This is a genomic window from Variovorax sp. LjRoot84, assembly GCF_964254305.1.
In the GTDB taxonomy this organism is placed as follows: domain Bacteria; phylum Pseudomonadota; class Gammaproteobacteria; order Burkholderiales; family Burkholderiaceae_C; genus Variovorax.
This window is the reverse complement of record NZ_CAXUTE020000003.1, coordinates 21,049-34,457: the sequence shown is the minus strand read 5'-3', so window position 1 is coordinate 34,457 and position 13,409 is coordinate 21,049. Positions and strand designations below refer to the sequence as shown.

Sequence of the window (13,409 nt, the reverse complement as noted above, 5' to 3'; positions counted from 1 at the left end):
GAGTCTCCCGGCAGATAGTTGGCATGTCAACCATCGTGACGATCAACCAAATGCATGGTTTTCCCCGAGCTTCCACTTCGCAAAGTGGGGTGGATCGTGATGACAAAAGGCTTCGAGGCCGACTAAGAGGGAGAGAATGATGTCCAGCATGGTGACACCAGCGAGACCCCGAGCGCTGAACAGTGGGTGCTCCTGCGGCACGAGCAGAGCATGGCCGACCGCGAGCGGCGGCGCGCCGAGCTATGCCGACCCGAACCGACTAGCCTTTCGTCATGCGAGGGCGGAGTCAACGCAATTTCCACAATTGGCAGAAATCGCCCACCAGAGCCTTGTTTGTGAATACAAGGACAATCTAGAAAGATATCTGGCCGTATGGCCGGAGGCATCGGCTATCGGTCCGAAGCACAGAAGCCAACTGTGCGCTTCGTTCATCGAGGATCTGGTAGGTGCGTCGATATTGCGATCCCTCCTGGGCTTGGCAGGAACGTCGGCAGAAGAGTATGTCGAGAGCGCAGAGGCCTCAGCCGGGAAACTGCTCGCTGACCTCTCATGTGCTGGCCCCCGATTGATCAGCTCCCATGCTGGCGTGCACCGGGCGTCCAAGCGCTGAACTCTGAGTCGACAAGCTGGCTCTCCTTGAATACGAAGTTCCCGATGCGACCAGGGATTCGGGCCAACTCCAGTCATTGCTCGAGTGAGTTCGCTGAAGAAAAGGCGCTACGGGCGGTCGCAGGCCCGCCATGATCGTCCGAACCGACGATGCCGCGGGGCGTCCCGCGCCGCACACTTGCTGGGTGTGACCCCCTGTGAGACGACACCATGGCCTGGACCCTCAGCGCGGCGGAGACCGCGTTTCGCGACGACGTTCGCGAATTTCTCGCGCGTGAGCTGACCCCCGCGCTGCGCGCCGCCGGACGGCGCTGCGCCGGCATCTTCACCGACTACGATGAGGGGATCCGCTGGCATCGGATCCTGGCAAAGCGCGGCTGGAGCACGCCGCACTGGCCGGTGGCGCATGGCGGCACCGGCTGGACGCCGATGCAGCACTACCTCTTCGCCAGCGAGCTGGCTGCGGCCGACGCGCCACCGCTGGCGCCCATGGGCACCGGCATGGTGGCGCCGGTCATCATCGCCTTCGGAACCGAGGCGCAGAAACGCACCTGGCTGCCCGGCATCCGCTCGGGCGAGGACTATTGGTGCCAGGGCTACTCCGAGCCGCAGGCGGGCTCCGACCTCGCTTCGCTGCAGTGCAAGGCGGTGCGCGACGCCGGCGACTACGTGATCAACGGCACCAAGATCTGGACCACCCACGCCCAGTACGCCAACCGCATGTTCTGCCTCGTGCGCACCGCCTCGGGCGGCAAGGCCCAGCAGGGTATCAGCTTCCTGTGCTTCGACATTCCCCGGCCGGGTATCACCATTCGGCCGATCATCAGCATCTCGGGCGACCACGAGCTCAACCAGGTGTTCTTCGACGACGTGCGCGTGCCCGCCACCGGGCTGATCGGCGAGGAGAACCAGGGCTGGGCCGTCGCCAAGTATCTGCTGCAGCACGAGCGCGGCGCCGCCTGGGCGCCGCTGCTGCGCGCGCGCCTGCGCCGCCTGCGCGCGGCCGCCGATACCGCCTTCGCGGCCGCTGGCGAAGCCGCCGCCGACGAGGCGCGCGAGATGGCGCTGCGCCTGGCCGAAATGGACTGCGCCATCGACGCGGTCGAGGCCACCGAGCTGCAGTCGCTGCGGGCTCAGGCGCGCGGCGAGCCGCTCGGCATCCGGCCCTCGATGGGCAAGGTGTTGGGGTCCGAGCTGCGCCAGCGGCTGACCGAACTGGGAGTGGAGATCGCCGCCCACCATGCAGCCGTCAACCTGCCGCTTGACGACGGCCTGCAGGCCGCGCTGGCCGTGCCCGAGGAGTCTGTGTACGCCATGTTGGCTTACCTGAACGACCGCGCCGCGTCCATCTATGCGGGCTCCAACGAAGTGCAGCGCAACATCATCGCGAGCCAGCTGTTGCTGTCCCGCTGAGGCTCGTTTTCCATGACTCCCCTCGCCAAACAAGACGACACCCTTGCGATGCTGCGTGACAGCCTCGCGCGCTACCTCGACGATCACCACGGCTTCGAACAGCGCCTGCATGCGTTGGCCGCGGCCGACGATGCGCCGCCGCCGTTTTGGCAGGGCTTGGCGCGCGACCTCGACCTGCTGAGCGCGGCTCTACCCGAGGCCCAGGGTGGCCTAGGCCTCGGCCTGGCCGCGCACCTGGCGCTGATGCCCACGCTGGGCGGTGCGCTCGCGGCCGAACCCTACCTGTCCACGCTGGTGATCGGCGCCGGCCTGCTGCAGCGCCACCCGGGCGCGCAGGCCGACGAGCTGCTGGCCCGCGTCGTCGCCGGCCAAGCCGTGCTGGCCTTCGCGCACGACGAACCGCACAGCCGTCACACGCGCGACGACGTGCGCACGCAGCTGGCGCGCGAGCCCGACGGCCGGCTGCGGCTCGACGGCCGCAAGGCCGTGGTGCGGGCCGCGCCGTGGGCCAGCCACTTCATCGTCACGGCGCGCAGCGGATGCGGCGAGGACGGCGGCCTCTCGCTGGTCGTGGTGCCCAAGGCCGCGCCCGGCGTGCAGCTGCGCGGCTACCCCACGCACGACGGCGGCCGCGCGGCCGACATCGTCTTCGAGGCCGTGCGCCTGGGCTCCGACGCCCTGCTTGGCGCGGAGGGCGGTGCGCTGCCGCAGATTGAACAGGCGCTCGACGAGGCCACGCTTGCGATCTGTGCCGAGTCCATCGGCGTGCTGCGCCGGCTGATGCGCGACACGCTCGACTACGTGCGCCAGCGCAAGCAGTTCGGCGTGCCGATCTCCAGCTTCCAGGTGCTGCAGCACCGGCTGGCCGACATGCACATGGCGCTGGAGCAGGCCGATGCGCGCACCGCCATCGCGGGCGAGACCCTTGCCACCACACAGAGCCCGCAGGCCCGCGCCCGTGCGGTCTCTTCCGCCAAGGTCGCTGTCGCCAAGGCCTGCCGCGCCGTGGGACAGGGGGCGGTGCAACTGCACGGCGGCATGGGCATGACCGAGGAGCTCGCCCTCGGCCACTACGTGCGACGCGCCACCCTCATCGAAGGCCAGTTCGGCCCGCCCGCGTGGCACCTGCGCCGGGTGGCGCAGCTTCAACGACAGCGGCGGCAACAAGCACCCCTCAGCGCAGGAATGCGATGACAGCACTGGACGACCGCACGCCGTTCATCGTTGGCGTCGGTGAGATCATCCACTGCACCAAGGAGACCGCTGAAGGCCCCGTTGCGCGGCGTTGGATCTCACCATGCTGCTCATGTGCCGCGCCGACCAGCTGCTCGAAGGCGAACCCTCGGTTGCCGACCTGATTGCCGGGCAGGAATTATTCGCCGGCAGGGCGCGCGCTGCCCGCGCGACAAGGTGGTGATCGCGGCCGCGGCCCGCGTCGCTTTCGTCGCTTCGGACGATGCGACGGCGGCGCCCGCGCGCCAAGATGCCCTGATGCAACAGGCCGCTGCATGCGCGCCAGAGGAGACACACATGGCAGGACCCTTGAAAGGACTTCGGGTCGTCGAGATGGCTGGCATAGGGCCCGGACCTTTTTGCGCGATGCTGTTTGCCGACATGGGCGCGGAGGTGCTTCGCATCACGCGCCCCGGCACGCTGCGCGACCCCCACGACATCCTGGCGCGCGGGCGCAGCACCTGGGAGGTCGACCTGCGCGCCTCCGGCACCGCCGCGCCGGTGCTCGACGCCATCGCGCGCGCCGACATCCTGATCGAGGGCTTCCGCCCCGGCGTGATGGAGCGCCTGGGCCTGGGCCCGGCCGAATGCCACGCGCGCAACCCGTGCCTGATCTACGGCCGCATGACCGGCTGGGGCCAGCACGGCCCGCTGGCACACGCGGCTGGCCACGACATCAACTACATCGCCATCAGCGGCGCGCTGCACGCCATCGGCCGCTCGGGCGAGGCGCCCGTGCCGCCGCTCAACTACGTGGGCGACTTCGGCGGTGGCGCCATGCTGCTGGCCTTCGGGTTGCTGGCCGCGCTGCACGAGGCGAAAAGCTCGGGCCAGGGCCAGGTGGTGGACGCCGCCATGACCGACGGCGCCGCGCTGCTGTCGGCCATGATGTACGGCTTCAAGTCGGCTGGCCAGTGGAGCAACCAGCGCGGCGAGAACATGCTCGACGGCGGGGCCCACTTCTACGACACCTACGCCTGCGCCGACGGCAAGTACGTGGCCATAGGCTCCATCGAGCCGCAGTTCTACGCGCTGCTGCGCGAACTCTGCGGCCTGATCGACGACCCCGCCTTCGACGCACAGATGGACGCCGACCGCTGGCCGCTGCTCAAGCTGCGCCTGGCCGACATGTTCCGCACCCGCACGCGCGACGAGTGGTGCGTGCTGCTCGAAGGCAGCGACGCCTGCTTCGCTCCCGTGCTCGACTGGGACGAGGCCCCGCAGCACCCGCACAACGTGGCGCGCGGCACCTTTGCGACCGTGGGCGACGTGGTGCAGCCCGCGCCCGCGCCGCGCTTCAGCCGCACCGCGCCGGTCGTGCCGCCAGCCGCGGCCCCCGACGACCGGGAGGCGCTGCTGCGCCGCTGGGGCGCGGCCGCGCCCGTGGCCGAGGCGCGCTGACGCCGCCCCCCTTCCTTTCTCTTCTTCCGGGCATGCGCGCAGGTGTGCAAGCCCGACACCACGCAACGACGGGAGACTTCTTCATGCAACCGCAACCGTATCTCACGCAGGCCCTGCACCGCGCCGTGCAGTGCAGCCCGCGCGCCGTCGCCACCGTGTTCCAGGGCCGCGGCCGCACCTATGGCGAACTCGGCGAGCGCGTGGCGCGCCTCGCGGGCGCGCTGCGTCGCCTGGGCGTGCGGCCCGGCGACCGCGTGGGCCTCCTCGCGCTCAACGCCGACCGCATCCTGGAGTACTACTTGGCCGTGTGGTGGGCCGGCGGCGTTGTCAATCCAGTCAACACGCGCTGGAGCGTGGCCGAGATGGCGCATTCGCTCGACGACTGCGCCACTGGCATCCTGTTCGTGGACGACCAGTTCCTGCCAGTGGCCGCCGAACTGCGTGCCGCCGCGCGCGCCGTCACCACCTGGATCTACATGGGCGAGCGGCAGGCCCCCACGGGCATGACCGACTGCGAATCGCTGATCCGCCAGAGCGAGCCCGTGCCCGACGCGCTGCGCGGCGGCGACCACCTCGCGGGCGTGTTCTACACCGGCGGCACCACCGGCCGGCCCAAGGGCGTGATGCTCAGCCACGCGGCGCTGGCGATCAACGCGCAGATCTCGATGCTCGGCGCGTTCTTCGACCAGCGCGCGCGGCTGCTGCAGGTGGCGCCGCTCTTCCACCTCGCGGGGCTGTCGTTCCTGCTGCGCGGCATGCTCATGGGCTGCACGCAGATTATCCTGCCGGGCTTCACGGTGGACGGCATGCTCGCGGCCATCGAGCGCGACCGCGCCACCGACCTCATGGCCGTGCCCTCGATGCTGCAGATGCTGGTGGACGACCCGCGCACCGCGCAGGCCGATCTGTCGAGCGTGCGCTTCGTGGGCTACGGCGCGTCGCCGATCACCGAGGCGCTGCTGGAGCGCGCCTTCGCCACCTTCCCGCAGGCCGAATTCGCGCAGGGCTACGGCATGACCGAGCTGTCGGCCGGCGTGAGTTACCTCACGCGTTATTACCACTCGCCCGAAGGGCGCAAGCTCGGCAAACTCGCTTCGGCCGGACAGGCGCTGGCGGGCATCGACCTGCGCGTGTGCGACAGCGAGGGCCGCGAGGTGCCGCGCGGCACCGTGGGCGAGCTCACGGTGCGCAGCCCGTGCGTGATGCAGGGCTACTGGAACCTGCCCGAGCAGACGGCCGCCGTGCTGCGCGACGGATGGATGCACACCGGCGACGCCGCCCGCATGGACGACGACGGCTTCGTCTTCATCGTTGACCGCTACAAAGACATGATCGTGAGCGGCGGCGAGAACATCTACTGCGCCGAGGTCGAGGGTGCGCTTGCCCGCCACCCGTCCGTGGCCGCCGCCGCCGTGATCGGCGTGCCCAACGACCGGTGGGGCGAGGCCGTGCACGCCGTGGTGGTGCGAAAGCCCGGCACCGAGGCCGATACCGAGGCGCTCATCGCCCACTGCCGCGACCTGATCGCCGGCTACAAGTGCCCGCGCAGCGTCGAGTTCGTCGAGGCGCTGCCGATCTCGGGCGCCGGCAAGGTCATGAAGTACCGCCTGCGCGAGCCGCACTGGGCCGGCCGCGCGCGCCAGGTCGCCTGAGCACTGCACCGCACAACCAAAAAGGAGATGACAACCATGTTCCTCACCCAGCCCCTGCACAAGGGCCGCCGCGAGAAGGCTCGCGAGACCGCCGTGATCTGCGGCAGCCAGCGCCTCGACTTCGGCGCCTTCACCGACCGCGTGGCGCGCCTGGGCGCGGTGCTGCAGAAGCTCGGCATGGCGCGCGGTGACCGCGTCGGCATGATGAGCCTCAACTCGCACCGGTTCGTCGAGTTCTTTTTCGGCACCTGGTGGGGCGGCGGCGTCATCAACCCGGTCAACATCCGCTGGAACCCGAAGGAGGTCGCCTACTCGCTGGACGACTGCGACACCCGCATCCTGCTGGTGGACGACCTGTTCGCACCCATGGCCGGCGAGCTGCGCAAGCTCTCGGCCTCGCTGCGCACCGTGGTGTACTGCGGCGACGGGCCCGTGCCCGAGGGCATGGTTGGCTACGAGGTGCTGCTGGCCGAGGCCGCGCCCATCGACGACGCACCGCACAGCGCCGACGAGCTGGCCGCCATCATGTACACCGGCGGCACCACCGGCCGGCCCAAGGGCGTGATGCTCACGCACGGCAGCCTCTACATCAACGCGCTGAGCTCCGTGGCCGCGGTGCCGCGCGAGACGCGCAAGGCCGCAGTGGTCATTGCGGTGCCGATGTTCCACGTGGCCGGCTGCGGGCTGTCGCTGCAGAGCATCCTGCGGCTGGTGCCGCAGCAGGTGGTGCCGGTGTTCGACGAGGTGGCGATCCTGCAGGCCATCCAGGCCGCGCGCGCCACCGAGATGTTCCTGGTGCCCACCATGATCAAGCGGCTCATCGAGCACCCGCGTTTTGCCGAGTTCGATCTGTCGAGCCTGCAGATGCTGCTGTACGGCGCCGCGCCCATCGATGTGGCGCTGCTCGAGCAGGCCATGGCCGCTCTGCCCACCACCAGCTTCTCGCAGGCCTACGGCATGACCGAGCTGTCGCCCACCGTGGCCGTGCTGGCGCCGCACTGCCACCTGCCTGGCCCAGACCGCAACCGCCTGTTGCGTGCGGCCGGCACGCCGGTGCCGGTGGCCGAAATCCGCATCGTCGACGGCGAGGACAACGAGGTGCCCGCTGGCCAGGTCGGCGAGATCGTGGCGCGTGGCCCGACGGTCATGAAGGGCTACTGGAACAAGCCCGAGGAAACCGAAGCTGCACTGCGCGGCGGCTGGATGCACACCGGCGACGGCGGCTACATGGACGCACAGGGCTTCCTTTACGTGGTCGACCGCATGAAGGACATGATCGTCAGCGGCGGGGAGAACGTGTACTCGGCCGAGGTCGAGAACGCCATCGCACAAATGCCGCAGGTGCTGATGTCCGCCGTGATCGGCGTGCCTGATGACAAATGGGGCGAGCGCGTGCATGCCGTGATCGTGTGGCGTGAAGGCGAGGCGTTGACGGCCGAGGCCGTCATCGCCCATTGCCGCGACCAGATCGCCGGCTACAAGTGCCCGCGCAGTGTGGAGTTCCGCGACGCGCTGCCGCTCTCGGCGGCCGGCAAGCTGCAGAAGTTTCAGCTGCGCGAGCCTTTCTGGGCCGGTAAAGAACGCCGCGTTGGTTAAGCCCCTATCCCAATTCCAGACACTCAAGGACGACCCCCATGCCCATCGATTTTCGCCGCTCCTGGAGCGACGAAGAACTCGAGCTCTACCGCGACAACGTGGTGCGCTTCATCGAAACCGAAATGGTTCCGAACGACGAGGCCTCGCGCAAGCGCGGCCACGTCGGACATGAAATCTGGCGCAAGGCCGGATCGCTCGGGCTGCTGTGCGCGGACATTCCGGAGGAATATGGCGGCGGAGGCGGCGACTTCCGCCACGAAGCCGTGTTCTACGAAGAGTGTGCGCGCCGCGGCTTGAGCGGCATGAGCACTTCGGTGCACGCCATCGTGGCGCACTACTTCCTCAACCACGGCACCGAGGCGCAGAAGCGCCACTACCTGCCGCGCATGGCGCGCGGCGAGCTGGTGGGCGCCATTGCCATGACCGAGCCCGGCGCCGGCTCCGACCTGCAGGGCGTGCGCACCCGCGCCGACAAGAAAGAGGGCGGCTACGTCATCAACGGCTCCAAGGCCTTCATCACCAACGGCTACCTCGCCGGCGTGGTGCTGGTGGTGGCCAAGACCGACCCGGCACAGGGCGCCAAGGGCACCTCGATCCTCATCGTCGACACTGCGGACTGCCAGGGCTTTTGCGTGGGCCGCGTGCTCGACAAGATCGGAATGAAGGCGCAGGACACCTCCGAGCTTTTCTTCGACGACGTGCGCGTGAGCGCCGATGCGCTGCTGGGCGGCGTGGAAGGGCAGGGCTTCTTCCAGCTCATGGGCGACCTGCCGTACGAGCGCACCATCATCGGCCTGAGCGCGCTCGCCACCATGGAAGGCGCCTACCAGGCCACGCTCGACTACGTGCGCGACCGGAAGGCCTTCGGCAAGCCCATCGCCGAGTTCCAGAACACCAGGTTCAAGCTGGCCGAGATCGCCACGCAGATCAAGGTGGGCCGTGCCTTCATCGACCGCTGCGTGGAAGACCTCGTGGCCGGCAGACTCGACACCGCCACCGCTTCGATGGCCAAGCTCTGGGGCTCGGAGACGCAAGGTCGCGTGGTCGACGAATGCCTGCAGCTGTTTGGAGGCTACGGGTTCATGAACGAGTACATGGTCGCGCGCATGTACACCGACGGCCGCGTGCAGCGCATCTACGGCGGCACCAACGAGATCATGAAAGAAGTCATCTCGCGCGCGCTTTAACCGCCGTGAACAATGTGCCGCAGATCGAACGGCGCGGCGGGGTCGGTGCTGTCAATCCTGGCCACTCGGGTGTGGAACGGACCGTGGTTCAACGTGTCCTTGGCCATGTCCGAGGCCGGGCTGCACGCCATGACGCAGTCGCTCGCGATGGAGTGGGCCGATGCTGGCCGTCTAGCGGATCACACCCAGCTTGCGAGCAATCGCGACCGCCTCGGTGCGGCGCTTGGCACCCAGCTTCATGTTGATGTTGCGCAGGTGCGTGCGCACCGTGCTTTCGGAAACGAACAGCTTCTCGCCCATGGCGTTGTTTGAGTAGCCCTCGGCCAGCAGCTGCAGTACGCGGATCTCTTTGCGCGTGAGCGGCTCCTTGGTCGCATCGCCCGATGGTGCCTCGGCGTCGATTGGTGAGGGCGGCGGGCCGACTACCTGCAGCAGCCGCTGCAGGTAGTCGGCCAGGATCGGGTCGCTGCGCAGCACGGGCGCGACCGCGCTGGCCTCCTGTTGCATGGCGGCGGCGTAGCGGTGCACCAATGTGCCCACGGCCGGGCCTTCGTCAAGGATCAGCCGCACGAAACCTTCCTGGCTCGCGGTCTGCAGCACGGCGCCGATTTCCTCGATGGCGGTGGCGAGGTCGCCCGCGCGCTGCAGCGCCAGCGCGCGCAGCACGCGCAGCTTGAGCGCGCGGCGGTTGCGGTTGGCGGCCACGGCGGCATGCAGTTCAGCATCGAGAACGACCAGCGCGGCCCGGGCGTCGCCGAAGGCGATGTCCCAGCGCGCCTTGGCGAGCGCGAGGTAGTCGATGTCGTGCGCGGGCAGGCGCTCGCGGCGCTCGCGCTCCCATAGTTCGGGGTCGTCGGCGCGCTGCAGCTCGTCGCGCGACGCGGGACCGTTGCCCTGCAGAAGCAGCATGTGCGAGCGCTCCAGCTTGGCCCCGGCCACCACGCGCGGCAGCTGCCGCGCGTGGCCCAGGTATTCGAGCTCGGTCAGGGCCTGAAAGGCGGCGTCGATGTCGCCCGCATGGAAGGCGATGCGCGAACGCATGACGTGGCTCAGGATCATGTGGTCGGGCAGGCCGACGTCTCGCGCCAGCGGCAGGTACACGTTCAGCAGATGCTCAGCCTGCACCAGCTGGTTGGTCTCGTACACGGCGCCGGCATACAGCACGCCGGCCCAGGCGTTGCCGTGGCTGTGGTTGTACGACACGGCATGTGTGGAATCGACTGCCATGCGCAGCCGTGCGGTGGCCTGCCGCAGCCGGCCTTCGGTGAGGTCGAACAGGCCAGCCAGCGATTCGGTGTACATGCGGTTGAAGGTGCCGTTTCCCTGCTCGCGACGCGCCGCATCGAGCAGCCGCTGTGCCTCGCGATGGTCGCCGCGCACCGCGAGGATGTGGGCCATCGCATTGAGCAGCACGCCCTCAGCGAAGGCCAGGCCGGTGGGCAGGCGCGCGAGGCTCTCGCGGCCGGCCGCGTAGGCCGCGTCGTGCTTGTCCTCCATGGCCAGAAGCAGCGGGATCAGTGTGTGGGCGTTGGCGCGTACTTCGGGAATGGGGCTGTCGAGACAGCCCGACTGTTCGAGCTGCCGCATGGCGTCCCACGGGCCGTGCGTGAAGCCGGTCGCCCACAGCGCAATGAGTTGCAGGAAAGGATGCTCGCGCAGCAGATGCTCGGGAATGGCCGAGAACCAGCGCGCCAGCATGCGCATGCGGCCCTGCTCGAGAAACCGTTCGGCGTGGCTGTCGAGCAGCGTGAGCGCGTGCGGATGGTCGCCGCCCTCGATGGCGTGGTCGATGGCGGGCACCGGCCGGCCGTGCGACTCGTACCAGCCCGAGGCCGCGAGGTGCAGCCTGGCGAGCTCGTCGGGCCGCTCGCGCGCGAGCTGTGCGCGCAGGAAATCGGCGAAGAGGCTGTGATAGCGCCATGCACGGATTTCGCCTCCGGCGTCGCCCTCGCCGCTCACGGGGGTGAGGAACAAGTTAGCGGCGGCGAGTTGCTCAAGGATCGCGGCGCTGTCCCCACGCGGGTTGAGCGCCTGGCATACGGAGGCGTCGAGCTGGCGCAGGATGCTGGTGCGCAGCAGGAAGTCGCGTATCTCGGGCGGCTGGTGTGCAAGCACGTCCTCGGCGAGGTAGTCGGCCACGGCGCGGTCGGAGCCCGAGAAGCGTTCGATGAAGCCGGCCTCGGCTCCATGCCGTTCCAGCGCCATCGACGCTAGCCAGATGGCTGCGACCCAGCCCTCGGTTTTGCGATGCAGTTGCGAGAGCAGTTCGGCCGACAGCGCCTGCGGCAGCAGTCCGGCAGCGTGCGGCGCATGCGCCCGGCGCAGGGCGATGAAGGTGCTGGTTTCTTCCAGCGAGAAGCGCAGCCGGTCGGTGTCGATCTCGATGAGTTGGCCGCGCGCGCGCAGCCGGCCCAGGCCGAGGTTGGGCAGGCTGCGCGAGCCGATCACGACCTGCCCGCGGCGTGGCAGGTGCTCGATCAACTCGCGCACAAGGCCGAGCACGGCGGGCTCCTGAACCACCTCGAAATCGTCGAGGAACAGCGTGAAGGGCGCATGGTGCGCGGACAGCGCGGCCACGGCGTCGAAAGGCGTTTGGCTGGCGAGCTCGTCCATGTCGAGGCGCTGCACGGTCTCGGTCAGGCAGTTGAGAAAGCGCGAGATGTCGTTGTCGGCGCGGTCGAGCGTGAGCCAGGCGGTGGCGATACCCTGGGCGTTCATGTGCTCACGGATCTGCGCCATGGCGGTGGTCTTGCCGAAACCTGCCGGCGCGCGCACCAGCACCAGTTTGCCGGCCGCGGCGGCGATCTCTTCACTGATGGCGGTGCGAAGTACCTGCGTGGCAACGGAGGCTGGCGGGTTGAGCTTGGTTTCGAGAATCCGGGGAGAAGGGGTCACAGGGGCTGCAGGCATCGCGAAGGGGAGGGGAGTGCCTGGAAATTCCGTCGCTTCCGACGATTCCGGCATCCGATTTTGCTTCCTAAACTGGCAGCAGACAAACTGAATTCTCCTGCAATCGGTCGTCGTGTCTGCCGAAAGCGCTCCGTCGACGACAGGCGAGGTGCCCATCTCCGACCGCGTACACCAGTTGCGCGGCAAGGGCGCAGCAAAAGCACGCAGTCGAACACACCCTTTCATTCATTCCATGGAGCACATCACGTGAAAATGCACACACGCGTCACTCGCCAATTGGGTATCGAGCACCCGATCATCCAGGGCGGCATGCAATGGGTCGGCGTGGCCGAACTCGCCGCTGCCGTATCCAATGCAGGCGGCCTGGGCATCCTCACGGCGCTCACGCAGCCCACGCCCGACGATCTGCGTCGTGAGATCGCGCGCACGCGAGCGATGACCGACAGTCCTTTCGGCGTGAATCTGACGATCCTGCCGGCCATCCAGCCGCCGCCGTACGCCGCCTACGTCCAAGCCATCATCGACAGTGGCGTGAAGATCGTCGAGACTGCGGGCAACAGTCCGAAGGAATTCATCGCGCGCTTCAAGGATGCCGGTGTGACCATCGTGCACAAGTGCACCACGGTCCGCCACGCGCTCTCGGCCGAGCGCAACGGGGTCGACATGGTGTCCATCGATGGTCTCGAATGTGCAGGCCATCCGGGCGAGGACGACGTGGGCGGGCTGGTACTCATTCCCGCCGCGGCGCGCGCGCTGAAGATACCCATCATTGCCTCGGGCGGCATCGCCGACGGGCGCGGCATGGCCGCCGCGCTTGCGCTGGGCGCCGAAGGCGTGAACATGGGCACGCGCTTCTGCGTCACGCAGGAAGCACCCATCCACGAGCACATCAAGCAGGCGCTGGTGCAGGGCACCGAGCGCGACACGGCCCTGCTGTTCCGCACGCTGAAGAACACGGCGCGCGTGTTCCGCAACGCCATCGCCGACGAGGTGCGCACCATCGAGCAGCGCCCTGGCGGCTGCACCTTCGAAGAGATCCGCCCGCTCGTGGCTGGCGCGCGCGGCCGCGCCGCGCTGCGCTCGGGCGACGTGAATGGCGGAGTGATCAGCGCGGGCCAGTGCATCGGCCTGATCGACGACGTGCCCACTTGCGCCGTGCTCATGGCGCGCATGGTGGCCGAGTGCCGCGAGCGGCTCGACGCTGCGCGCGGCTTTCTCGCCGCATGAGCCGCACGGCAACGCTGCAGGCGCTGGCGGCGGAACTGAAGCTCGGACACCTCGAGAAGAACTTCTTTCGCGGCACCCGCACCGATATCGGTGCGCGTGCCGTGTTCACTACATTAAGTCGAGCGAACCCTTGATGGCGGGCCTACGCTGCCCGAGATTCTGTTCTGGATGCGCATCATCG

At 68.6% G+C, this 13,409-nt stretch carries 9 protein-coding genes; 8 read left to right on the top strand and 1 reads right to left on the bottom strand.

What is annotated here, in order from left to right; all coding sequences use genetic code 11:
* Window positions 1-819 precede the first annotated feature (819 nt).
* The 6 genes from ACSQ9I_RS38435 (at window position 820) to ACSQ9I_RS38410 (ending at window position 9,091) form a co-directional block, all read left to right on the top strand.
* Window positions 820-2,022 (top strand): acyl-CoA dehydrogenase family protein, encoded by a 1,203-nt coding sequence (locus ACSQ9I_RS38435; protein ID WP_436317156.1) that lies wholly within the window; start codon window positions 820-822, stop codon window positions 2,020-2,022.
* Between the two features lie 12 nt (window positions 2,023-2,034).
* Window positions 2,035-3,216, top strand: coding sequence for an acyl-CoA dehydrogenase family protein (locus ACSQ9I_RS38430; protein WP_436317155.1), 1,182 nt, complete (start codon window positions 2,035-2,037; stop codon window positions 3,214-3,216).
* Between the two features lie 336 nt (window positions 3,217-3,552).
* The gene (locus ACSQ9I_RS38425; protein ID WP_436317154.1) at window positions 3,553-4,656 is read left to right on the top strand and encodes a CaiB/BaiF CoA transferase family protein; all 1,104 of its coding nucleotides are present in this window, start codon (window positions 3,553-3,555) and stop codon (window positions 4,654-4,656) included.
* Window positions 4,657-4,739: 83 nt separating this feature from the next.
* Complete coding sequence (locus ACSQ9I_RS38420; RefSeq protein ID WP_436317153.1) at window positions 4,740-6,308, top strand: acyl-CoA synthetase; 1,569 nt, start codon at window positions 4,740-4,742, stop codon at window positions 6,306-6,308.
* 36 nt (window positions 6,309-6,344) lie between these two features.
* On the top strand, window positions 6,345-7,904 hold the full coding sequence (locus ACSQ9I_RS38415; RefSeq protein WP_436317152.1) for a long-chain-fatty-acid--CoA ligase: 1,560 nt from the start codon (window positions 6,345-6,347) through the stop codon (window positions 7,902-7,904).
* A 38-nt stretch (window positions 7,905-7,942) separates the two neighbouring features.
* Complete coding sequence (locus tag ACSQ9I_RS38410) at window positions 7,943-9,091, top strand: acyl-CoA dehydrogenase family protein (protein ID WP_436317151.1); 1,149 nt, start codon at window positions 7,943-7,945, stop codon at window positions 9,089-9,091.
* Window positions 9,092-9,262: 171 nt separating this feature from the next.
* Here ACSQ9I_RS38410 and ACSQ9I_RS38405 read toward each other — a convergent pair whose 3' ends face one another.
* On the bottom strand, window positions 9,263-12,001 hold the full coding sequence (locus tag ACSQ9I_RS38405; protein WP_436317150.1) for a LuxR C-terminal-related transcriptional regulator: 2,739 nt from the start codon (window positions 11,999-12,001) through the stop codon (window positions 9,263-9,265).
* Window positions 12,002-12,061: 60 nt separating this feature from the next.
* On the opposite strand from ACSQ9I_RS38405, the gene ACSQ9I_RS38400 reads away from it, so the two are divergent.
* Together ACSQ9I_RS38400 and ACSQ9I_RS38395 are read left to right on the top strand one after the other, a co-directional pair.
* Window positions 12,062-13,228, top strand: coding sequence for an NAD(P)H-dependent flavin oxidoreductase (locus tag ACSQ9I_RS38400; protein WP_436317149.1), 1,167 nt, complete (start codon window positions 12,062-12,064; stop codon window positions 13,226-13,228).
* Complete coding sequence (locus ACSQ9I_RS38395; RefSeq protein WP_436317148.1) at window positions 13,225-13,362, top strand: hypothetical protein; 138 nt, start codon at window positions 13,225-13,227, stop codon at window positions 13,360-13,362. The genes ACSQ9I_RS38400 and ACSQ9I_RS38395 overlap by 4 nt, the downstream gene beginning before the upstream one ends.
* Window positions 13,363-13,409 lie beyond the last annotated feature (47 nt).

What these genes read in the sequence shown, in the direction of transcription:
- ACSQ9I_RS38435 (WP_436317156.1), top strand. Translation starts at nt 820, where the DNA reads ATGGCCTGGACCCTCAGCGCGGCGGAGACCGCGTTTCGCGACGACGTT.
- ACSQ9I_RS38430 (WP_436317155.1), top strand. Translation starts at nt 2,035, where the DNA reads ATGACTCCCCTCGCCAAACAAGACGACACCCTTGCGATGCTGCGTGAC.
- ACSQ9I_RS38425 (WP_436317154.1), top strand. Translation starts at nt 3,553, where the DNA reads ATGGCAGGACCCTTGAAAGGACTTCGGGTCGTCGAGATGGCTGGCATA.
- ACSQ9I_RS38420 (WP_436317153.1), top strand. Translation starts at nt 4,740, where the DNA reads ATGCAACCGCAACCGTATCTCACGCAGGCCCTGCACCGCGCCGTGCAG.
- ACSQ9I_RS38415 (WP_436317152.1), top strand. Translation starts at nt 6,345, where the DNA reads ATGTTCCTCACCCAGCCCCTGCACAAGGGCCGCCGCGAGAAGGCTCGC.
- ACSQ9I_RS38410 (WP_436317151.1), top strand. Translation starts at nt 7,943, where the DNA reads ATGCCCATCGATTTTCGCCGCTCCTGGAGCGACGAAGAACTCGAGCTC.
- ACSQ9I_RS38405 (WP_436317150.1), bottom strand. Translation starts at nt 12,001, where the DNA reads ATGCCTGCAGCCCCTGTGACCCCTTCTCCCCGGATTCTCGAAACCAAG.
- ACSQ9I_RS38395 (WP_436317148.1), top strand. Translation starts at nt 13,225, where the DNA reads ATGAGCCGCACGGCAACGCTGCAGGCGCTGGCGGCGGAACTGAAGCTC.